The sequence below is a fragment of the Sphingobium sp. SCG-1 genome, assembly GCF_002953135.1.
Lineage (GTDB): Bacteria > Pseudomonadota > Alphaproteobacteria > Sphingomonadales > Sphingomonadaceae > Sphingobium.
In genome coordinates, this window is record NZ_CP026372.1 from 4094863 (window position 1) to 4116205 (window position 21343).

General features: G+C 62.3%; 16 protein-coding genes. 12 read left to right on the forward strand and 4 right to left on the reverse strand.

Going from position 1 to position 21343, the window contains the following annotated elements:
- Window positions 1-169: 169 nt before the first annotated feature.
- Window positions 170-352, reverse strand: a complete 183-nt coding sequence (locus C1T17_RS18880; RefSeq protein WP_104954760.1) for a CsbD family protein — start codon at window positions 350-352, stop codon at window positions 170-172.
- 110 nt (window positions 353-462) lie between these two features.
- Complete coding sequence (locus tag C1T17_RS18885; RefSeq protein ID WP_104954761.1) at window positions 463-2562, reverse strand: malate synthase G; 2100 nt, start codon at window positions 2560-2562, stop codon at window positions 463-465.
- A 100-nt stretch (window positions 2563-2662) separates the two neighbouring features.
- Between C1T17_RS18885 and C1T17_RS18890 the strand changes: the two genes are divergently transcribed.
- The 12 genes from C1T17_RS18890 (at window position 2663) to C1T17_RS18950 (ending at window position 18120) form a co-directional block, all read left to right on the forward strand.
- Window positions 2663-3565 carry a LysR family transcriptional regulator gene (locus tag C1T17_RS18890; RefSeq protein WP_104954762.1) on the forward strand — a complete coding sequence of 301 codons (903 nt, stop codon included), beginning with the start codon at window positions 2663-2665 and terminating at the stop codon, window positions 3563-3565.
- Between the two features lie 72 nt (window positions 3566-3637).
- On the forward strand, window positions 3638-5578 hold the full coding sequence (locus tag C1T17_RS18900) for an MFS transporter (protein ID WP_411269200.1): 1941 nt from the start codon (window positions 3638-3640) through the stop codon (window positions 5576-5578).
- Between the two features lie 155 nt (window positions 5579-5733).
- Window positions 5734-6600, forward strand: coding sequence for a UTP--glucose-1-phosphate uridylyltransferase GalU (gene galU, locus C1T17_RS18905; RefSeq protein ID WP_104954763.1), 867 nt, complete (start codon window positions 5734-5736; stop codon window positions 6598-6600).
- 74 nt (window positions 6601-6674) lie between these two features.
- Entirely contained in the window at window positions 6675-7811 is a 1137-nt protein-coding gene (locus tag C1T17_RS18910; RefSeq protein ID WP_104954764.1) for a glycosyltransferase, read from the forward strand.
- A gap of 68 nt (window positions 7812-7879) precedes the next feature.
- Window positions 7880-8617, forward strand: coding sequence for a class I SAM-dependent methyltransferase (locus tag C1T17_RS18915; RefSeq protein ID WP_104954765.1), 738 nt, complete (start codon window positions 7880-7882; stop codon window positions 8615-8617).
- Between the two features lie 246 nt (window positions 8618-8863).
- Window positions 8864-10246: a sugar transferase gene (locus C1T17_RS18920; RefSeq protein ID WP_223262703.1), complete on the forward strand. Its 1383-nt coding sequence runs from the start codon at window positions 8864-8866 to the stop codon at window positions 10244-10246.
- A gap of 227 nt (window positions 10247-10473) precedes the next feature.
- Complete coding sequence (locus tag C1T17_RS18925; protein WP_104954767.1) at window positions 10474-11454, forward strand: SDR family NAD(P)-dependent oxidoreductase; 981 nt, start codon at window positions 10474-10476, stop codon at window positions 11452-11454.
- 219 nt (window positions 11455-11673) lie between these two features.
- Entirely contained in the window at window positions 11674-12831 is a 1158-nt protein-coding gene (locus C1T17_RS18930; protein WP_189338429.1) for a glycosyltransferase family 4 protein, read from the forward strand.
- Between the two features lie 2 nt (window positions 12832-12833).
- Window positions 12834-14138 (forward strand): O-antigen ligase family protein, encoded by a 1305-nt coding sequence (locus tag C1T17_RS18935; RefSeq protein ID WP_104954769.1) that lies wholly within the window; start codon window positions 12834-12836, stop codon window positions 14136-14138.
- Window positions 14139-14152: 14 nt separating this feature from the next.
- Window positions 14153-15391, forward strand: coding sequence for a hypothetical protein (locus C1T17_RS18940; protein ID WP_104954770.1), 1239 nt, complete (start codon window positions 14153-14155; stop codon window positions 15389-15391).
- A complete protein-coding gene (locus C1T17_RS18945) occupies window positions 15364-17343 on the forward strand; it encodes an acyltransferase family protein (protein ID WP_145959036.1) in 1980 nt (659 codons plus the stop codon). The genes C1T17_RS18940 and C1T17_RS18945 overlap by 28 nt, the downstream gene beginning before the upstream one ends.
- A 150-nt stretch (window positions 17344-17493) precedes the next feature.
- Window positions 17494-18120, forward strand: a complete 627-nt coding sequence (locus tag C1T17_RS18950; protein WP_189338430.1) for a transglutaminase-like cysteine peptidase — start codon at window positions 17494-17496, stop codon at window positions 18118-18120.
- A gap of 4 nt (window positions 18121-18124) precedes the next feature.
- Here the strand turns inward: C1T17_RS18950 and C1T17_RS18955 are convergent, their stop codons facing one another.
- Both C1T17_RS18955 and C1T17_RS18960 read right to left on the reverse strand, forming a co-directional pair.
- Window positions 18125-20047, reverse strand: a complete 1923-nt coding sequence (locus C1T17_RS18955) for an acyltransferase family protein (protein ID WP_189338431.1) — start codon at window positions 20045-20047, stop codon at window positions 18125-18127.
- 32 nt (window positions 20048-20079) lie between these two features.
- Window positions 20080-21138 carry a glycosyltransferase family 4 protein gene (locus C1T17_RS18960; RefSeq protein ID WP_189338432.1) on the reverse strand — a complete coding sequence of 353 codons (1059 nt, stop codon included), beginning with the start codon at window positions 21136-21138 and terminating at the stop codon, window positions 20080-20082.
- Window positions 21139-21343: the final 205 nt, after the last annotated feature.

The following is a 21343-nucleotide window of genomic DNA, read 5'->3' on the forward strand; positions in this document are numbered from 1 at the left end:
AGCACGCGAAGATAGAAGATGTGCACGCCCATAGGCAGGCAAAGCGCCTTGGTCAATTTGGAGATGCCCTGCGCTCCCCTCGTGCCGAAACCGCACCGCATGAAAAAAGCCGCGTCGTTGCCGACACGGCTTTTTCTGCGCCTCGAAAGGCGGCTAGGTCATCGGGCTATCAGACCTTGTCGCCCAATGCGCCCTTGACCGAACCCTTCAGGTTCTGGCCTTCGCCCTTGGTTTCTTGGGCCTTGCCCTCGGCAACCTGTGCAGGATCGTTGCGTGCGTTGCCCACGGCCTGCTTGATGTTGCCGGCGGCTTCGTTGGCGATGCCCTTGGCCTTGTCCTTGAGTTCACCCATGAGAATTCTCCTTCTGCGTGTGCAGGGTTGCTGACCCGCTGCAAATAGAATGCCGGAGAGTCGTCTCGGTTCCGAAACGCACAGGGAAACGCGCCGAACGGAGGCAGGGCTCAGCCCGCCGCCTTTACCTTTGCGCGATAGGCGTGGAGCAGCGGCTCGGTATAGCCATTGGGTTGCGCCAGACCTTCGAACACCAGAGCGCGCGCCGCCTGATAGGCCAGGCTGGTGTCCACGTTGCCCGCCATCGGGCGATAGAGCGGATCGCCTGCATTTTGCGCGTCGACCTTGGCCGCCATCCGTTCCAGCGCGGCATCGGCCTGCTCTTTCGTACAAACGCCATGGAGCAGCCAGTTCGCCATATGCTGCGAGGAGATGCGCAGCGTGGCGCGATCCTCCATCAGGCCGATGTCGTGAATGTCGGGCACCTTGGAACAGCCGACGCCCTGATCGATCCAGCGCACAACGTATCCCAGGATGCCCTGCGCATTGTTATCGAGTTCGTCGCGCACATCCTGCTCCGACCAGTTCTGGCCCGCTGCGACGGGAATCCTCAGCAACGCGTCGAGGCTGGCGATCGGCTCGGCCTTGCGCTCGTCCTGCCGCGCGAACACGTCGACGTCATGATAATGGGTGGCGTGGAGCGTCGCGGCAGTGGGGGAAGGCACCCATGCCGTGTTCGCACCGGTCTTGGGGTGGCCGATCTTCTGATCCAGCATGTCAGCCATCCGATCCGGTGCGGCCCACATGCCCTTGCCGATCTGCGCGCGGCCCGAAAGGCCACAGGCGAGGCCGATCTGCACGTTGCGGTCCTCATAGGACTTGATCCAGCTCGACGTCTTCATGTCGCCTTTACGGATCATCGGCCCGGCCTGCATCGAGGTGTGCATTTCATCGCCCGTGCGATCGAGGAAGCCGGTGTTGATGAAGACGATCCGGTCCTTCACCGCGTGGATGCACGCGGCAAGATTAGCAGACGTCCGCCGCTCTTCGTCCATGACTCCAACCTTGATAGTGTAGCGATCGAGGCCCAACATATCCTCGATCGCGTCAAACAGGTCGTTGGTGAAGGCGGCTTCCTCCGGCCCGTGCATCTTGGGCTTAACGATATATATGCTGCCCGCGCGGCTGTTCACGAATGCGCCGCCGCGCTTGAGGTCATGCATTGCAATCAGGCTGGTCATGATGCCGTCGAGAATGCCTTCCGGCGCTTCGCCGCCATCGGCGAGGCGGACGGCTGGCGTCGTCATCAGATGGCCGACATTGCGCACGAACAGCAGGCTGCGGCCCGGCAGGGTCAGGGTCGAGCCATCAGGCGCAGTGTAGCTGCGGTCCGCATTGAGGCGGCGCGTCATCATCGCCCCGCCCTTCTCGAACGTATCCTCCAGATCGCCCTTCATCAGGCCGAGCCAATTGGCATAGGCGGCGACCTTGTCCTGCGCATCCACCGCCGCGATCGAGTCCTCAAGATCGCAGATCGTCGAAAGGGCCGATTCCAGGATGACGTCGGCCAGCCCCGCCGGGTCGGTCTTGCCGATCGGATGGGCACGGTCGATCACCAGTTCGATGTGAAGGCCATGGTTTCGCAGCAGGATATTGTCGCCCGCGTGGCCGACCAGTTGCGCCGGATCGCGCAAGGTGGGTTCGCCGCCCTGCCAATCGGTCCAGCTTCCGCTCGCGAGCGGCACCGCCTTGTCGAGGAACGCCTTGGCGAAGGCGATGACCTGCGCACCGCGCGCCGCGTCATAGCCCTTGCCCTGCGCCTTGCCGGGCAGTGCGTCGGTACCATACAGCGCATCATACAGGCTGCCCCAGCGCGCATTAGCGGCGTTCAGCAGGAAGCGGGCGTTGAGGATCGGGACGACGAGTTGCGGTCCGGCGAGGGTCGCGAGTTCATCATCCACGTTGGTGGAGGTGATCGCGAATGGCGCAGGTTCGGGCACCAGATAGCCGATATCCCGCAGGAACGCCTGATATTCGGCCTGATCCAGCGGCTTGCCCGCGCGCTCCTTATGCCAGGCATCGATCCGGGCTTGCAGATCATCGCGCTTGGCAAGAAGCGCCGCATTTTTTGGCGCGAACCGGGCGAAGATCTCCGACACGCCCTGCCAGAATGCCTCCGGCGCGATGCCGGTGCCAGGCAGCGCATGTGTTTCGGCAAACTGCGCCAGTTCTTCCGCGACGCCGATGCTGGCCTTCTGAACGATGCCCATGATACACTCCTATAGCTGTGTTGTGGCGGCTATAGACCGGCGCGATTATGCGGGGTAGACGCTAAAGATCAGTAACAGCTTTTCCTGTGATGCAATAATCATGATGGACCCGGACTACGACCTCTTCATGGAAATCGTGTCGGCAGGAAGCCTGTCGGGCGCGGGTCGAAGCCTCAATACGTCGCCCGCCATGGTCTCCAAGCGGCTCGTGCGGCTGGAGGAGCGGCTGGGCGCACGCCTGATCCATCGCTCCACGCGGAAGATGGCGCTAACCGGGTCGGGCGAACGACTGCACCATGATCTGCTGGCGATCAACGCCGCGTTGCAGGAGGCGGAGAGCCGCGTTCAGGGCGAGAAGGAAGTGCCGAGCGGGTTGCTCCGCGTGTCTGCGCCCACATCCTTCGGCCGCCTGCATCTGGCTCCGCATATCGGCGCGTTCATGGAGGCGAACCCGCGCGTGGAACTGGCGCTCGATCTGTCGGACAGTTTCGTCGACCTGTTCTCCGGCAGTCTCGACGTGGCGATCCGTATCGCCGCCGACATCCCGCGCAGCCTCGTCGCGCACCGGCTGGCGCAGAGCGAACGCGTGCTGTGTGCCGCGTCGGGGTATATTGCTGCGAACGGAGAGCCGGCCTCGGTCGCCGACCTTGCTGACCACCGCCTCCTCGCCGCCGAAGGCCAGTTACCGTGGCGGCTGACCGGCCCGGATGGTCCGGTGAGTTGGGACGGCATCGCCCACGTCCGCACCAATTCAAGCGAAGTCGTCCGCGAACTGGCGATCAGCGGTGTCGGCATCGCACTGCGCTCGCTGTGGGACGTGAACCACGAACTGGCATCAGGCGCACTGCGCCGCGTACTCCCCGCCGTCACCGGCTCGACGGATATTGCGATCTACGCCGTTCATCCGCCGATGCCGAGAGTGCCTATGGCGATGGCAGCGTTCATTGAGTTCTTGCAGCGGCTTTATGGGCCGGCGCCGCCATGGGAATTGGGTGGCGGATAAGATGCACTGACTGCTCACGAGCATTGGCAGAGTTTCGTCATGCACGCTTGATCGACGGAAAGAGTTTACCTCATGTCGGATCGATATCGCGGCACGCTCTACGTCGGCGTGACGTCACATCTTGCCGCGCGCGTTCATCAGCATTGTTCAGGCGAAGGGTCCGACTTCTGCAAGCGTCATGGATTGAATCATTTTGTCGGGACCGGGCGTGCAGGCGATCTCGCAACCGGCATCGAACATCAATCGCCGCCACCCTCGACCTTGCCTCTCCCCCCAACTCGCGGCAAAGACACGCGGACGATAGGGGATGAGGTTTTGAACGCACTGGCGACTCGCCGATGGCTATGGGAGTGGGCGTTCACCTTCGCGATGCTGCTGGGGGCGGCGTTGCTGGTGCATGTGACCTTCGCCAAGGTGCGCAATATCCCGGAGATCTTCTTCGTCGATCAGGACTTTCCGGCGTTGCTGGGGGCTTTGGCAGCGCTGGCACTGCTTGCGCCTCTGGTCAGCGGCACCCGCATTATCACAATGGCCAAGCCGGATTGGAAGCGCATCGGTCTTCTCATCCTCTTAGTAGTGCTCGTCGCATGGGCGGGGCGATATCTGGTGTTCGAGAATTACAGCCTCTCGCGTGACGAGGAGATGGCCGAGTTCGCCGCTGCCTATATGCGCGACGGGCGGCTGGCGTGGCCGATCCCCTATGAATGGATCGATTATCGGCGGGCGATCGTGCCGGAGTTCTTCTCTCCCTTCGGCGCAACGCGGTTCTGGGCGGCCAATTACCTGCCCGTGAACAGCGCAATCCGGGCGGCGTTCGCCTGGATCGGTGACGCGAACCTTGCGCACCCTGTCCTGCTGGCCGTGGGCCTCGCCGCGCTGTGGCACAATGCGCGCAAGCTGTTCCCCGGCCGGCCCGACGCTGTGTGGGTAGCGATGCTGATGGCGCTGACTTCGGCGCAGCTTACCGTGACCGCGATGACGCCTTACGCGATGACCGGGCATTTCGCGCTGAATATGCTGTGGCTGGCCTTCATCCTGCGCGGCGACTGGAAGGGCTACCTCGGCGCTGCGGTGATATTGCTCATCACGGGTGGCATGCATCAATGGCATTTCGCACTCATCTTCAGCATCGGGTTTCTGATCTGGTTCGCGCTCCGGAGGAATTGGCTGGCGCTCGCCTTTCATTGCCTCGCCTTCGTCCTGCTCATCGTCATCTGGGCGAAGCTGTGGCCGGCATTCCTGCATGACCTCTACGGTCCGCCAAGCGATATACGCCCCTCCGCCGGCGTTGCCGACAAGGTCTCCAGCCTGGTGGGTCGGGTCCTGCGAAACTGGTATCCGTTTGCCTATAGCGTCCGGTTCATCGTGTGGAACAACCTGCTGCTGGTGCCATTGGCGATTGCGGGCGTGCTTGCGCTTGGGTGGCGCGGATTGCTGAAGAGCGAGACACCCGTCCTGCCGCTCGCCATTGGCTGCGTTGCGGGGGCGGCGTTGATGACGGCGCAGGTCTATGGCTGGGGCTTCCGCTATATGCACGGCTATATCGGGAGCTTCTGTCTGCTCGCCGGCTATGGATGGATCGCGCTGAACAAGGATCGCGCGGCCTCGTTGCGCCCGGTGTTGGTGGCTTGCCTTATTGCGGTCTGCACCACCGGCTTCCTTGCGTGGCGTGCGCATGAGTGGGTCGCGCCCTATGCGCGGAGCGATCGCGCTATTCGTGGTGCCGATGCCGATGTGGTGCTGGTCGATGGGAGAGGCGGCATCTATGCCTCCGACCTCGTACGTAGTGACCATGGCAGAATGACGCGCCCGGTCGTGCTGGCGCTGGCCGCACTCGACATCGAGAAACTGGATCACCTCTGCTCGCGATACAGCGTCGCGATTTTCGACCGGTCCGCCTTTGGAGAGATAGGCATCGGTCGAGCGAAATGGGAGAAGGGCAGTGGCGACGCGCTTCGTGCCTATCTCCGGCAGCGGCGGTGCGGACGCGTAATTCGCCCGACCTATGACTAACCTAACGCAACCAAAACAAACTTATGTTGCGGTTGCGAAATAGCAAGTCGCGGAGATGATGATCTTGCCCTACCTGTGGGGCAGGTCATACTGGCATGTCATGCGAATGCAGGGCAGGCCATGGCCGATGTGACTGCAACAACTACGGAACCTGTATGAAACGCATTCGCAAGGCTGTTTTTCCCGTCGCTGGTCTCGGCACGCGCTTCCTGCCTGCCACCAAATCCGTTCCCAAGGAACTGCTCGCGGTCGTCGACCGCCCTCTCATCCAATATGCCGTCGATGAGGCGATAGAGGCCGGCATCGAGCAGATGATCTTCGTCACCGGCCGCGGCAAGAACGCGATCGAGGACCATTTCGACATGGCGTTCGAACTGGAATCGACGCAGCGTGAGCGCGGCAAAGATATGTCCGCGCTTGACGGGACGCGGCTGGCCCCCGGCAACGCGGTGTTCATTCGCCAGCAGGAGCCGCTCGGCCTTGGCCATGCGATCTGGTGCGCGCGCGATATCGTCGGTGACGAGCCGTTCGCGATCCTGCTTCCCGACGAATTCATGCACGGCAAACCCGGCTGCCTCAAGCAGATGGTCGATGCCTATGAACAAGTCGGCGGCAACCTTATCTGCGGCCTTGAAGTGCCGATGGAGCAGACGCCGAGCTATGGCGTGCTCGATCCTTCGGGCATGAACGGCGACCTGACGGTGGTGAAGGGACTGGTCGAGAAGCCTGCCGCCGGGACTGCGCCGTCGAACCTCATCATCGCCGGCCGTTACATATTGCAGCCCGAAGTCATGAAGATCCTGGAGACGCAGGGCAAGGGCGCGGGCGGCGAGATCCAGTTGACCGATGCGATGGCGACGCTGATCGACAGCCAGCCTTTCCACGGCGTCACCTTCAAGGGCAGCCGCTTCGATTGCGGATCGAAGGCCGGGTTCATCGAGGCGAATTTCGCGCTGGCGCTGGAGCGCGAGGACATCGGCGCGCACATCCGCGCCTTCGCGACGGACTTGCTCAGCCGCTGATTCGCGCCGTCTGACGAACAGGACCAGCCCGGAGCCACTTGCCGCTCCGGGCTGGTCGTGCTTTGGGCGCAAGGGTGATCCCCGTTTACATCATCGTCGCCATCGCGTGCTTCGGGCTGTTCCTGCATCCCTATGTCACGTTTCCGCTGTCATTGCGGTTGATGCGCGCGCGGCCTGTCCGAAAGGATGCCACCGCGCGGACGCCCAGCGCGACCATGCTGTTCTCCGCCTATAACGAAGAGCGCACGCTTCCGGCCAAGCTCCACAATATCGAGGAGATCAGGGCGTTGCATTCCGATATCGCGGTGCTTGCCTATTCCGATATGAGCACGGACGGGACGCGGGAGATGCTTCTGTCCCGCCCCGACCTGCTGACGCTGGTGCCATCTACCGAACGAACGGGCAAGGCGACGGGAATGCGGCGGATGGTGGCGCAGGCAGATAGCGATATCTGTATCTTCACCGACGCAAACGTTATCCTCGATCCCGCATCCGTCGCGCGCCTGCTCGAGTATTTCCGCGATCCCGCGATCGGCGGAGTGTCCGGCACCTTGCGCTACATCAATGAAGCGGACGGCGTGACGGCCAGCGTCGGCGGGCTGTACTGGCGGCTGGAGGAGAAGATCAAGGCGCTCGAATCGCGTTGCGGATCGATGATGGGCGCGGACGGGTCGATCTTCGCGACTCGCCGAGCGCTATATCCGGACGTGCCGCCGCACCTGCTCGATGACATGACCGCCTCGATAAGCGTGCTGTTTCATGGGCAACGCCTCATCAGCGCGCCGGACGTTCTCGCTTTCGAGAAGACGACGACCGATGCACGCGACGAGTTCCGGCGCAAACGCCGCATCGCCTGCCGCGCATTCAATACCCACCGCCATCTCTGGCCGCAGATCGTGCGGCATTTCCCGGCGATCGACATCTACAAATATGTCTCGCACAAGCTGCTGCGCTGGTTCGGCGCGCCAGTCCTGCTGATCGCGCTTATCAGCACGACGCTGGCATTCCTCGCTGCCGGTCTGCCGTGGATTGCCGGAGCATTGTGGATCGCGGGCGTGCTGGCGCTGCTCATCGGACGAGTGGCCCGCGTGCCTCTCCTCTCGCCGGTCACGGAAATCCTTCTCTCCATCGGCGCGACGTTCCTCGGCGTGATCGACGCGATGCGGGGCAGGACTTATCAGACATGGGCACCGGCGAAGTCCCGCGACTGAGGTCCATGAAAATACTCGAGTCTGTCGGCGTTCGCGGCTAGAGGCGCGGCACCTGTTCGGAGAATGACGTGATTACCTTTCGACGCGCGTCCAAGGCTGCCATCAAATGGGCTTCGCTCGCCACGCTGAAACTGCGCGCGGCGATGGGCGCAAAGGCGCGCTACAACTGCACGGCTTGTGGACAGAACGTCGTCGGCTTCTTCCGCTATGGCGACAATGCGCGGTGGGGATGCCCGGCATGCGGTGCTTCGCCGCGTCAGCGCCTTGTGGCGTATCTGCTCGACAGCGGCGTGCTGAAAGTTCCCGCAGGCGGTCGCGTTCTTCATATCGCCCCGAATGAAGCCGGTCTGGTGAAGCGCTTCTCCGCGCAAACGACGGACTATGTACCCGCCGATCTTTATCCTGAAGTATATGCACTAAAAGGTGTCGTCAGGCTCGACCTGATGCAGTTCGACGCTCCGGAGAATTACGACATAATTTACGCCAGTCACGTCATGGAGCATGTCGACGACGACGCGCAGGTGCTTGCCAACATGTTCGCCGCGCTGAAACCGGGTGGCGAGGCTTGGCTGATCGTCCCGCTGTGGGACCGGCCTACCGAAGATGGACATGGCGGCATGTCGCAGCGCGAGCGCGAGCGGCGCTTTGGCCAATGGGATCATATTCGGCAATATGGTCCCGACTTCGCAGACCGGATCAGGAACGCCGGGTTCGCCCTCGACCTGATTGCGGCCAGCGGCATAGATGCCAGTTTAAGGGAGCGGCACGCGCTGGACGATGTGGTTTTCCGTGCACGCAAGCTGTGATTCAGATTCGCAGACCCTGCCGCGGCACCTGTAATTTACCCCCTGGTGATTCGCCCTTAATTGCCGACTTGACCTCTACTCCTGCGCCGTTGGCACATGGCGGAATCTGGTCCATTTTGGCACCGATCTACACCAGCGACTTTGCCGCACTGCAACATGGGGTTGTTCAGGCCGCATAAATTTAGTAATTCTCATGTAGAAGTCGCGCCCGGCCGATTGGCCATAGTGAAAGTCTGAGGTCGAGCGATGAATGCCCCATATCGGATGGAGCAGTCCGGATCCATCATAGCGGTGAAACCTGCGGAGAAGCGCCTGCGCAGGATCAGCCTCTATGCGGAACTGATCGCGCTGGACAGCATCGCGATCGCGGTGGCCTTCTTCCTGGTCGGCCTGATCCGCCTTGATGCCGGCGCATTGTCCGGCCTGCGTCTCTCTAACATGCTGATTCCGGTCTACATCGGCTATGCGATACAGGGCGAGACCTATAGCAGCACGGCGCTGCTGACGCCGCGAGTGAATGCGTCCAAGGCGCTGACCGCCCTGCTATATGCCGTCATCACGGTCATCTTCTTCCTGTTCGCTATCCGTGCCGCCGAAACCGTTTCGCGCCTCACCTTTGGCGCAGGCGCGGCCCTCTCCGCGATCTTCCTCGTCAGCCTCCGCTTCGCCTTTTGCCGCTATGCCGCCACGCGGCTGGATGGCGCGCCGATCAATGAATTGCTGATCGTCGATGACGTGGAGATTGAGTGCCCCAAAGTGCGCCATGTGGTCTCGACCCGCGCCATCGGATTTGAACCCGATCTCGGCAATCCCGAGATGCTTCAACGGCTCGGTCTGCTTGTCGATGGCTTCGAGCGCGTGGTCGTGGCCTGCACCGCAGAACGACGGACACGCTGGACGATGCTGCTCCGCGGCGCGAACATCAACGGCGAGATCGTCGCGCCGGAATTCGATTCTACGGGTGTGGTAGGCATCGGCCTCTTCGACGGACACGATACGCATATTGTGTCGCGCGGCCCGTTGAGCACTTCGAATCGCGCCAAGAAGCGTGCGCTTGATCTGTTACTGACGGTCCCGGCGATCATCGCATTAACGCCGCTCCTGCTGGTCGTCGCGATCGCGATTCGTTTGGACAGTCCCGGTCCGATCCTGTTCAAGCAGAACCGCATCGGGCGCGGAAATCGCATGTTCAAGATCATGAAGTTCCGCAGCATGCGCGTAGAAACGTCGGATGGCGCAGGCAATCGGTCGGCATCCCGCGACGATGATCGCGTGACGCGCATCGGCAAGTTCATCCGCTCCACCAGCATCGACGAGCTTCCGCAGCTTTTCAACGTCCTGATCGGCGACATGAGCCTGGTCGGGCCGCGCCCCCACGCGCTTGGTTCAATGGCGGGCAATCAACTGTTCTGGGAAGTCGATCACAAATACTGGATGCGTCATTCGCTGAAGCCCGGCATCACCGGCCTGGCGCAGGTACGGGGCTATCGCGGCGCGACCGAAGTGCCTGACGATCTCATTAACCGGCTTGGCGCGGACCTGGAATATATCGAAAGCTGGACGCTGGGGCGGGAGTTGGTCATTCTTGCCCGCACGCTGGGGGTTGTGGTTCATCGTAACGCCTTTTGAGGATCGCGCAGCGAATCAAGGCGACAATCCGTATGTGAAACGGGTTTGTGATCGAGGTTGAGTTATGAGGCTGCATCGCTATGTTGCGGCGCAGCGAGGAACAGGGGCGCGGGGGCTACCGAAATGGACCGTATCAGGATTGCACCTGCCGCAGGGTGCCTGAACCTCTGCACAGCGATCACCTCGATTCGCTACTCTCCTGCCCTTCCATTTCCGGGACGATACACATGACCTCGCCCATCCTCGTCACCGGCACCGCCGGGTTCATCGGCCACGCTACCGCGCATCGGTTGCTGGAGCGTGGCGAGACGGTGATCGGCATCGACAATGTGAATGACTATTATGAGACCTCGCTGAAAGAAGCGCGGCTCTCGACCTTCAATGGGCGGCGTGAATTCAGCTTTCACCGGATGGACGTGTCCGACGCGGAAGGCGTTGCGGCGCTGATCCGCGACAACAAGGTGACGCGGGTCGTCCACCTCGCCGCGCAGGCCGGGGTCCGCTACAGCATCGACAACCCGTTCGCCTATCAGAAGTCGAACCTGGCGGGGCATCTGGCTATCATGGAAGCCTGCCGCCACGCGGAAGGCTTCGAACATCTGGTCTATGCCTCCTCAAGCTCCGTTTATGGCGACAAGCCGATGGGCGGCGCGGGCTTCACCGAAGACGAGCCAGCCACCAGCCCCGTGTCGCTCTACGCCGCGACGAAACGCTCCTGCGAACTGATGAGCCAATCCTATGCGGCGCTGTACGGTTTTCCGCAGACTGGCCTGCGGTTCTTTACCGTCTATGGCCCATGGGGCCGTCCCGACATGGCCTATTTCGGTTTCACGAAGAAGATCCTGAACGGCGAACCCATCGAAGTCTATGGCGAAGGCAAGATGGCGCGCGACTTCACCTATATCGACGACATCGTCGATGGGATCGTCGGCGCTCTCGACAATGTGCCTGACGCCGGAGAGCATCGCGTGCTGAACATCGGCGACAGCCATCCGGTCGGGCTGATGGAGATGATCGAGACGCTCGAAACGGCCATCGGGCATAAGGCCGAGAAGATCATGCGCCCGATGCAACCTGGAGACGTGACGGCGACCTATGCTGACGTGTCGAAGCTTCACGCGCTGACGGGCTACAAACCCAAGGTGATGCTGGCCGAAGGTCTCGATCGTTTCGCGCGGTGGTATAAGGATTACTACCGGACCGGATGAATAGCGCTGTTGCCCGGCAGTCTCTTTTTAAGACGAATTCAGGGTAAATACTTAGTAGCGGCCTTGCACTTAAGCGATTTTTATCGCACTCAAAGTTTCGCGATATCCTGCGTAACGGCGAAATCTTAATCCACTTTGGTTCCAGATAAACCGCCAGGAAGTTTCGCGATGAATCGCTTACTGGGCCGTCGAACAGTTTCGACACCTTGGAGGACGTTGGTGCCGGGCAGGTCTGTTGTGTTTTTTGCGTCGCACGCACATGGCGGCGTTCGCGAAATCTGGACAAACCTCGCCGAGGGGTTCCACGAACTGGGCTTCAAGGCGCAGCTTGTGGGACTGTATCCGCTGCCCTCGATCATAGAGCCGCCGACGAACATTCTCGGCTGGTCCTATGTCATCCCAGGAACGCCTGCGGGAATCAGCGGGAAATTCCGGCTGGTGCGTGACCTTGCCTTGTGGATGATGCGCGAAAAGCCCGAAGTCATCATCTCCTCGATGCCCGCGGCCAATGTGCTGGTGCCCTTTTTCGCGCGGATCTTCAGCCCGCGCACGCGCGTCATCATTTCTCATCATTCTCCCGCGAACGTCTACAAGCCGGGGCTGAACGTGCTCGATCGGTTTACCGGCAGCGCAAGGAACGTTGCGGCCGTCGTCAGCGTGTCCAACTCTGTGAACGCGACACTGGATGACAAGCCTGCCGCCTATAGGGCAAAGCGCGCGACGATTCACAATGCCATTCCCCCGCGGATCGAGGATCTGCTGGAACGGCTGAGGCTTGAGGCGCTGGACCGCCCGCAGACGCGCAAGATCGTCGTTAGCGGACGACTGGAATGGCCCAAGAACCATCAAATGCTCATCCGCGCCATGGCGCTTACGCAGGATGTGGAAGCCGACGTCCTTGGCTGTGGAGCGGATGAAGACGAATTGCGCGCCATGATCGTCGATCTTGGCCTGACGGACCGGATGCACCTGCTCGGCAATCGTGATCGAGAGGACGCGCTGAAGCTGCTCTCGATGGGCGATGTATTCGTGCAGGTCAGCCTGTTCGAAGGGCACAGCCTGGCGCTGATTGAGGCCGCAAAGCTGGGTCTGCCGCTGGTCGTCTCCAACGTGCCAAGCCAGGTCGAGGCGATTACGGCGAAGGATGGGACGCGGTGCGGCATTGCCGTCGATCTGGACGACGATGCCGGGCTGGCGCGTGCGATAGTGTCGATTCTCGACGATCCTGAGCAGCGCAAGCTTTGGAGCGAGCGGGCGTTGAAACTGGCTCGCGAGGCTACCTTCGATCAGCTTATCAAGCAATATGTCGCCCTCACCACGCCCCTCATCCGACATGCAGAGCGGCCTGTGATGCCCGCTGTCGAATCCGCAGGCTGAACATGAAGCTGTTCACAAACGATCAGACCGCGCCCGAAACGCGCATGTCCGCTCCGGTTCGGCGTGGCCCGATGCTGCTGGCATGGGTGATCCTTGTGATCTTCTGCCTGCTCGGCCCGTTCATGTCCTACAGCGGCCTGCCCGGCACCGGCGAAGGAAGTCCGGTACGGCAAGCGGGCTATCTCACCGTTTTCCTGCTCGCCCTCTACAGCAGCCGCCCCATAGCCGATCCCAAGGGTCTGCTGGTGGTGCCGGTGGCTATCGCCGTCGCACTTGGCTGGGTGTGGCTCAGCATTGCATGGGCGCTCGATCCGGGGATCGCGTTGCGCCGTGCGTTCCTGACGACCACGATCATCTGGAGCATCTTCGCTATCGTCCGCAGGATCGGCGTCGATCAACCGCTGATGATCGCGCGCGTGCTGCTGGTGGCGCTGCTGCTGATAAACATCGCGGTATCGATCCTGTTTCCCGACATCGGCGTCCATTCCGTCAATGAGCCAGCGGACAAGGGGCTTATCGGCGACTGGCGCGGGATCATGACCCACAAGAATTTCGCAGGCCCGACCGTGGCGCTGCTGATCCTGATGTTCGTGTTCGATGCGCGCCGGATACCGATGGCACTGCGAGTCATCGTCATCGCCGCTGCGAGCTACTTCCTCTATCGATCCGGCTCCAAGACATCGGCGGGCATGGTGGTGAGCGCGCTCGCGATCGGATCGCTGTTCCTGTACTACAAGGGCAAGGGCCGCAACTTCATCATCATCCTGACCTGCCTTGCCGGGATGGGCGCGGCCATCGCCGCCTATCTCTACAAAGACCCCCTGGCAGGCAACTTCACGGACGAGCGCTCCTTCACCGGGCGGCCGCTGATCTGGAAAGCGCTGACGAGTTACTGGAGCGATCATCCATGGCTCGGGTCCGGTTTCGGTTCCTTCTGGAACATCGGGCCGCAGGGGCCGATCTATCGCTATGCGACCGGTTGGGTGACCGAAGTCGCGACTGGGCATAACGGGTTTCTCGATTTGCTGGCGACGGTGGGCGTGCCGGGACTGATCCTGATCCTTGCCGCGACCGTCGTGATCCCGGTGTTCACATTGCTGTCCCGCGCGGACGTCAATGCGCAGCGCAATGCGCTGATGGCGTCTATCCTGTTCTTCTGCATCGGCCACAACGCGACCGAGAGCACATTGTTCGACCGAGATGCCATTCCCGAGGTGTTCCTGATGTTCGCTATCGCCGCGATCATGAACATGGAAAGCAGCCGCTTCACCCGATCGCGACGCGCCGCCGTTCCGCGCACGCCCTGATCGGCGGCAAGGGGGTGGAGCAGATCAGGCGATATGCGCTGGCGTCGGCAGGCCCGGTGGCCTCGGCAGGCGCGCAGTTCCTGCTCTCGCTGCTGCTGCTCCGGATGCTCGGGGCGAGAGACTTCGGCAGTTTTTCCTTCCTGCTGGTCACCGCGCAATTGATGCAAGGGATTTGGGGCGCGTTGTTTTGTGCGCCATTGCTTATCGTGATGACCCATGGAACGGGCGAGGTTGCCGCCCGGAAGGCCGCGATATTGGGGCTGAGCCTTGTACTCGCGGTTCTGGCGGCGGTGCCGCTGGCCGCCATCGGCTGGGTCATGAAACTGCCATCAGGCGTCAACTTCACCTTCAGTTTCTATACCGCCGCAACGCTGGTGCGGTGGGTCGGGCGCACGCACGCTTATGCTAGCGGGAAGCCCGTCAGAGCCATGGCGTCGGATATGATCTACGCGCTCGCGCTTGTCGCATCGCTGGGGATCGTGATGGGGACGGGCCAGGTGTCGATGACGATGAGCTTCGCGATCCTGCTGCTCGCCATCCTGATCGGCTTCCTGCCGCTGGGGCGTGATTTTCTCCACGCGCAGTTCTTCGGCTGGCGCTTGTCAGACCTGCGCCATTATGCCGGCACATGGCGGCAACACGCCTCCTGGTCCCTGCTTGGCGTCGTGACGACCGAAGTGACCGCGAACAGCCAAGTGTATCTGGTGACGGCGCTGTTCGGCCCCGCTGCCTTCGCGCCGATCGCGGCCACGGCGCTGCTCATCCGCCCGTGCAATGTCGCGGTGAACGCGCTGTCGGAATTTGAACGGGCGCAGATGGCGCGGTCCGTTGGCGCAGGTGACGTGGCCGCGGCGCGGCGCATGATCGGCGGGTTCCGAGGGATGCTGGCCTTCGTCTGGGCAGGCACCGGAATAGCGACGGCCGCGCTGCTGCTGTTCGCCCCGCGCCTGCTGTTCCCGGCCCATTATCCGCTGGAGTCACTGATAACGGGCGCATGTCTGTGGCTACTGGTCATCGCGGTGCGATTCGCCCGCGCGCCGGAAAGCAGCCTGTTGCAGGCGGGCGGTGCGTTCCGTCCACTGGCGTTCGCTTCGGTCATATCCTGTGCCTTCTCCCTGCTGGGCGTGCTGATCCTACTGCTGGCCTTTGGTCCTCTCTGGTCGATCATGGGCACCTTCATCGGCGAGGTCGTCTTTGCGGCGTGGACGTGGCGTGAGGCGCGGCGGTGGCAACCCGCAGGGGCGAAGCCCTGATGCGCGCGCAATCCGACGTAGCCGCAGCCATCCCCAAGCAAAGGCGCGAAGACATACAGGGACTGCGCGCCGTCGCGATCCTGCTGGTCCTCGTCCATCATGCGCGGCTCCCCGGATTTCCCGGCGGATTCCTGGGTGTCGACTTGTTCTTCGTGATTTCCGGCTTCCTGATGGCGGGCCTGATCGACGGACGCCTGACCGCCAGCAGCTTCACCCTGCGCGATTTCTACGCGCGCCGCATCCGGCGTCTGTTCCCTGCCGCTTACGCCACGCTGACCGCGACCGCGTTGGCTGCGCCATGGCTGCTCGACAGCGTGGAATATGGGGCGTTCGTCAAGCAACTCGCCGGAGCGTTCGGCTTTGTCGTCAATGTCGTGCTGTGGCGGCAGTCCGATTATTTCTCGACCGGCGCGGAATTGAAGCCGCTCCTCCACATGTGGTCGCTCGCCGTGGAAGAGCAATATTATCTGGGGCTGCCGCTGATGCTGCTGCTCACGCCGAAGCGACTGCGGCTAGTGGCTATGATCGGATTGACGGCGCTGAGCGGTGCCGCCTGCGTCTATCTGCTCCAGCGCGCGCCGTCCGCCACCTTCTACATGCTGCCGACCCGAGCATGGGAGCTGGGATTGGGCGGTATCGTCGCGATCCTCATCAATCGCCGGATCGTCACCGCCGCACCATTGACGGTTCTGCGCATCCTTGGCGTGGCCGCTATATTCGTGGTCGCGATGGTGTTTGACGAGAGCGGCCATCCCGGACTGCCCGCAGCCATTGTCTGCGTGGCGACCGGCTTGTTGATGATACCCGGCGCGCAATGGCAGGGGCGAGGGATCGGCCATGTCGCGTCACTGATCGGCGATCGTTCCTATTCGCTCTATCTGGTCCACTGGCCGCTGTTCGCCTTTGCCAATAATGTGTTCATCGGGCCGGTGCCCCTGCCCGTCCGGCTCGGTCTGCTGGCGCTGTGCTTCGTTCTGGCGGAATTGCAATATCGGATGGTGGAACAGCCGCTCCGCCACATGGCGATCAACCGGCGGAGCATCGCCTTAATGCTTGCGGTTCCGCTGATCGTGATCTCAGCCAGTGTCCTCTGGCACAGGGCCGCGCCTCAGGCCGGTGCGCAGGATCATGCGCCGAACTTCGGCCTGTCCGAACAATGCGTGTTTCGCGGCCCCTTCGATCCGACGCCCGCCTGCGTCAGTGCCGCCACGGCAGACACATTGGTATGGGGCGACTCCTTCGCCATGCACCTCGTCGATGGCGTGCGCGAAGCCGCGCCCGCGGGCGTGGTGCAGTCGACGATGAGTATGTGCGGGCCATTTCTCGGCCTCTCGCCTGTGGATAATGGCATCGCCCCGCCGCTATGGGCGAAAGGCTGCATTGGCTTCAATGACAGCGTGGCCGCCTATCTGAGAGGCAACCCCCAGGTTAAGACCGTGGTGCTGTCCTCCATTCTGATACCCTACCTCGCGCCCGAACCGGGCAAGAAATGGAGAATGCTGGAGCGACGCGGCGAACAATTTGCCGAACTGCCGCAAGGGCCGGGGCCAGTGCTGGCGGCGCTTGGGCGAACTGTGGAGATGATCCGCGGCCTCGGCCGGAAGGTCGTGCTCATCGCACCGCCACCGTCGATCGATGTCGACTTCAGCCGCTGCCAGTTGCGCCACATGCAGGGCAAGCCGGTAGTGGCCTCCAGCCGCGACTGCACCTTCTCGACTGCGAACTATGCGCGTCGTCGTGCCGAAGTGAACGGCTTTCTCCGGGCCGTGCAGGCACGTGGCATCGTGCCGGTCATCTCTCTCGACGGCACCCTTTGCCATGAGGGCATATGCGACACGCGGTGGGGGAATACGATCCTCTACGCCGACCATGGCCATCTCAGCCGAGGCGGCGTCGTGGCGATCGCCAAGCGTATGGACTGGCGCAACCTGATTGCCGAACGCACGCGTTAAGCGCCAACTGGTCCAGAACCATAGTTAGTGCCCGGTTAAGCCTGTTGCTTCACCGAATGATGGAAGCCGTCGTGCCATCACCTTCGCGGGAACGCGGAGTATTGCATGACGAGCACGTGTCGAATTGCCATAACCACATTCATCGCCTCCATGGCGTTCGCGCAGGCTGTGCCCGCCAGCGCCCGCGACGCCGCGCCTGCCTTTATCCCGGCCGGCGACGTGGCCGATGCGCCTTCAGGTTTTGTGGAAATGTGCGCGCGAGATGCGGCGCTTTGCCGTGGCGGATGGGATGAGCGCGCTTCGGGCCGCACACTCGCCGCAGCAGTTGTTGTGTCGGAGCCGAATGCCGAACTGACGCTCGTCAAAGCGATCAATTCGCAAGTCAATCGCGCCATCAGTCCAGTGGACGACTATCGCGCCAAAGGCACCAGTGAATTCTGGAGCCGGCCTGGTCGTGGGTCCGATCTCGTCGGCGATTGCGAGGATTATGCGATCGAGAAGCGGATGCGGCTGGTCGAGGCCGGGTTCGCGGCGGACAGGCTATTCTATGCCGCCGCCTACCTCAAAGGCTATGGGATGCATGTCGTGCTGGTGGCGCGCCTCTCTTCCGGAGACATGGTGCTCGACAGCATCTCACCGCATGTGCTGCCCTGGTCGAAGGTGCGTTATAACTGGCTGCGCGTGCAATCGACGCGAGACCCGCTGGTGTGGAACCGAGTCGGCGCGCCCTCATCGAACAGAATCGCCGCCGCAATCGGGGCTGACGTACAGTCGTAAGCGATCAGCGCAGGTTCAGTCCGCGCGTCGCAGCGCGCGCGCCACTAACCGTGAGATGCTGGCCATCCGAGTAAAACAGCTCCCGATCAGTAGCGAACCGGCATGTTGCACCCGTGCACAAGGCGCGGTGAGGATCCCAAAGCGTGACGCCCGTAGTGGCTAAACCGGCGATGACCGCACGGCTTGAGTCCGGATCGGGGGCGGCATTGCCATATTGGCTTACCTCTCCCGCCATCAGCTTCGTCAGCACGACTCGCACCGGCAAGTGGGAACCGATCGTCAGCGCATAGGGGTCGCTGCCGAAGCTGGGGACGTCCTGTAGCAGCACCACCTTTTTCCCCTTCGCCTGTAGATGGGCGACGGTCTGGTGAAGCGCCTTTTCCAATGTCGTTGTCTCGCCTCGCAAACCAGTCAGCGGCACGTTCTGCAACTGCTGCCAGTATCCGGCCAGCACCACCGTCCGGATATCGGCGCGGCGCGCCACGGTATCGAAAGCGCGTGCCTGGTAGGCGATGCATTCACGGTGATGTTCGGGTCGTCCGTCGATGCTGAAGGCATAGCCTAGTAGCGGAGCGCAGGAGGACTTGGTGAGGACGGCGGTTTTCTGGCCGAACCCAGCCGCTTGTTCCCTGATCCCCGCCGCGATCGCGTCTGCATGGCTGTCGCCGAGAACGGCGACCATCGTGCGCCCATCGGCCGAGGACATGCAGGTTTCGATATTGCGAAGCTCCGCCGATCCATAGCGCGCCAGGCAGACGCCTTCCTGCGCTGTTCGCGCGTCGAGCGCCATAGCGCCTGCAGGTTCGGGCAAGCGTCCGATCCAGCCGCCGCTGCTGTAGAGCAGCCATCCCGGCACAGCGACCGCGATCACGACACATGCGTAGCGCCAAAGAACGGTGGACTGCGGCAGGACGCGGCGGCGCAGGGGCGTCTCGACAAAGCGCCAAGAGAGTACCGCCATGACGAAAGTGACCGCGAGGAGAATCAGGCCATGCAGGCCCCCTTCCGGTCCGCCTACGATCCGGTTGAGATAGAAGACCGGCCAGTGCCAGAGATACCAGCTATAGGAAATCTTGCCGACGAACTGCATGGCCGGATGGCCGAGTATGCGCCGGTTGATGACCGTGCTTGGAGTGGCGATCAGGGCGGTCGTGGCAAGAGTAGGGAGCAGGACGTACCAGCCCGGAAAGGCGATCGAAGGCTGATAGGCCGCTATGGCCAAAACCAGCACAGCCAAGCACGCAACGGCCAGCCCAGCACCCACACGGCCCGCCACATCGACTGCCTGCCCGCGCGCAATTCCCGCAATCGCCAGTACCGCGCCGATGCCGAGTTCCCACGCGCGCGTCGGCAAGAGATAGAAGGCGGCAGTCGGCTTAACCTCCATCAGCACCAGCGATCCGGCGAACGACAGTACCGACAGGATCACGATGGCGCGCAGCGGCGAAAGCCATCGCTGTTTCAGCAGAAGCAGCAATATGATGGGAAAGAGGATGTAGAACTGCTCCTCCACCCCAAGCGACCATGTCATCAGCAGCGGGTTGCGGTCGGCGTCCGGCGCGAAATAGCCGCCGCCGAGGTAGAACAGGACATTCGATGCCGCGAAGATCGACGCAAGCGATTCCTTCCCAAGCTCCTTCAGTTCCAGCGGCGTGAGCGCGAGCAAGCCGACGACGTAGAATATCGCGATCAGCGTAAGGAACGCTGGCAGGATGCGCCGGGCACGACGCGCATAGAAAGAGGCGTAGCTGAACGCGCCCGCCATGCCTTCGCGATAGATCTGGCCGCCGATCAGGAAGCCGGAGATGACGAAGAATATGTCGACGCCGACGAATCCGCCGGGCATCCCGGGAAGCGCTGCATGATAGAATACGACGGCCGCCACCGCGATGGCCCGCAATCCGTCGATGTCCGGCCGGTACGTCATGCCATGGCCTGCCGCGGCACCTCCGCCAGGCGTCATAGTGATCGATACACGTCGGCGAAGCGGCGGGCGCAGGCGGCGACGGAGAAATCGCGAGCGAAACGGGCCTGCCCCGCAGACCCCATGCTTTGGCGTTCGTCCGGTGACACGATCAGACGTTCGAGAGCATCCGCAAGCGGTGCGACTTTGCCCGGATCGACCAGCAAGCCGCTTATCCCATCGTCTATCTGTTCGGGAATCGCGCCTACACGCGTGGCAATGACGGGCACGCCCCGCGCCATGGCTTCCAGGATCGACACCGGCTGATTCTCCGCCCGCGAGGGCAGCACGAAGATGTCCGCGCCATTCAACACGGCATCGGCTTCCGATTCGCCGATCCAGCCGGGGAAGTCGAGGCGATCAGCTATGCCCAAAGCTTTCGCCTGCGCCACTGCTTCCTCCACTGCGCCATTGCCCGCGATGATAGCGCGGAACGAAATCCCGCGCTGAGCAAGCATCGCCAGTGCCTCGATCAAGACGTCCGTACCTTTGCGCTGGCCGATCAGGCCAAGGAAGGCGATGACGGGCGCTTCTCCTGCCTTCAGAGTACGGGGATTGACCGGGTTGGGCACGCCATTGGGAATCTCGACGATCTTGCTTGGCGCGATGCCCATCTGCTCGGTCAGGAAGCGCGTCCAATAGGGGCTGAGCGCCACCACGCGGTCTGCCGAGGCAAAGAAGTTGCGGATTCGATCCTGCTTGGCGCTATCCTGCGCAGCGTAGAACTCGTCATAGCCACTGCCGTGCAGATGGAGGACGACGCGCTGCCCAAGCAAGCGGGCGAGCCGCGCGAACAGCCGCTTGCGCCACGTCGATCCACGCGGAGCGACGTTGATGTGCGCTATCTCCACGCGACCGAGCACGGCGCGAGTAGCGAAAAGCGCGAGTGCAAAGGGAACTGTGGCATGTTTGAGGACAGGCCGGTCAGTCAGGCGCGCCGGATGGACGGTCAGGGCGATGTCCGGCACATGGGCATCGATCTCCCGTTTGAGGTACGTCATGACGCGGCCGATGCCGCCCTGAACGGATAGCCCGTCGGACAGGACAATAGCCACGCGCCGCCTCGGACGATCTGGTGATGTGGCTGTCATGTCGCTGCGGCTGGAGAGTTGCCAAGAACGATGGATTGCGGTGCTGAAATATCATGACACGCAAACGATGGAATGGGGCGGCTATCCGCAAGAATTGCCACGTCCCCGCCTTGCATGTCCGTCAGAACCCCTCCGATTTGTGCCCTAGTGCATACTGCATTGCGGCAAG

What these genes read in the sequence shown, in the direction of transcription:
- C1T17_RS18880 (WP_104954760.1), bottom strand. Translation starts at nt 352, where the DNA reads ATGGGTGAACTCAAGGACAAGGCCAAGGGCATCGCCAACGAAGCCGCC.
- C1T17_RS18885 (WP_104954761.1), bottom strand. Translation starts at nt 2,562, where the DNA reads ATGGGCATCGTTCAGAAGGCCAGCATCGGCGTCGCGGAAGAACTGGCG.
- C1T17_RS18890 (WP_104954762.1), top strand. Translation starts at nt 2,663, where the DNA reads ATGATGGACCCGGACTACGACCTCTTCATGGAAATCGTGTCGGCAGGA.
- C1T17_RS18900 (WP_411269200.1), top strand. Translation starts at nt 3,638, where the DNA reads ATGTCGGATCGATATCGCGGCACGCTCTACGTCGGCGTGACGTCACAT.
- galU (WP_104954763.1), top strand. Translation starts at nt 5,734, where the DNA reads ATGAAACGCATTCGCAAGGCTGTTTTTCCCGTCGCTGGTCTCGGCACG.
- C1T17_RS18920 (WP_223262703.1), top strand. Translation starts at nt 8,864, where the DNA reads ATGAATGCCCCATATCGGATGGAGCAGTCCGGATCCATCATAGCGGTG.
- C1T17_RS18925 (WP_104954767.1), top strand. Translation starts at nt 10,474, where the DNA reads ATGACCTCGCCCATCCTCGTCACCGGCACCGCCGGGTTCATCGGCCAC.
- C1T17_RS18935 (WP_104954769.1), top strand. Translation starts at nt 12,834, where the DNA reads ATGAAGCTGTTCACAAACGATCAGACCGCGCCCGAAACGCGCATGTCC.
- C1T17_RS18950 (WP_189338430.1), top strand. Translation starts at nt 17,494, where the DNA reads ATGGCGTTCGCGCAGGCTGTGCCCGCCAGCGCCCGCGACGCCGCGCCT.
- C1T17_RS18955 (WP_189338431.1), bottom strand. Translation starts at nt 20,047, where the DNA reads ATGACGTACCGGCCGGACATCGACGGATTGCGGGCCATCGCGGTGGCG.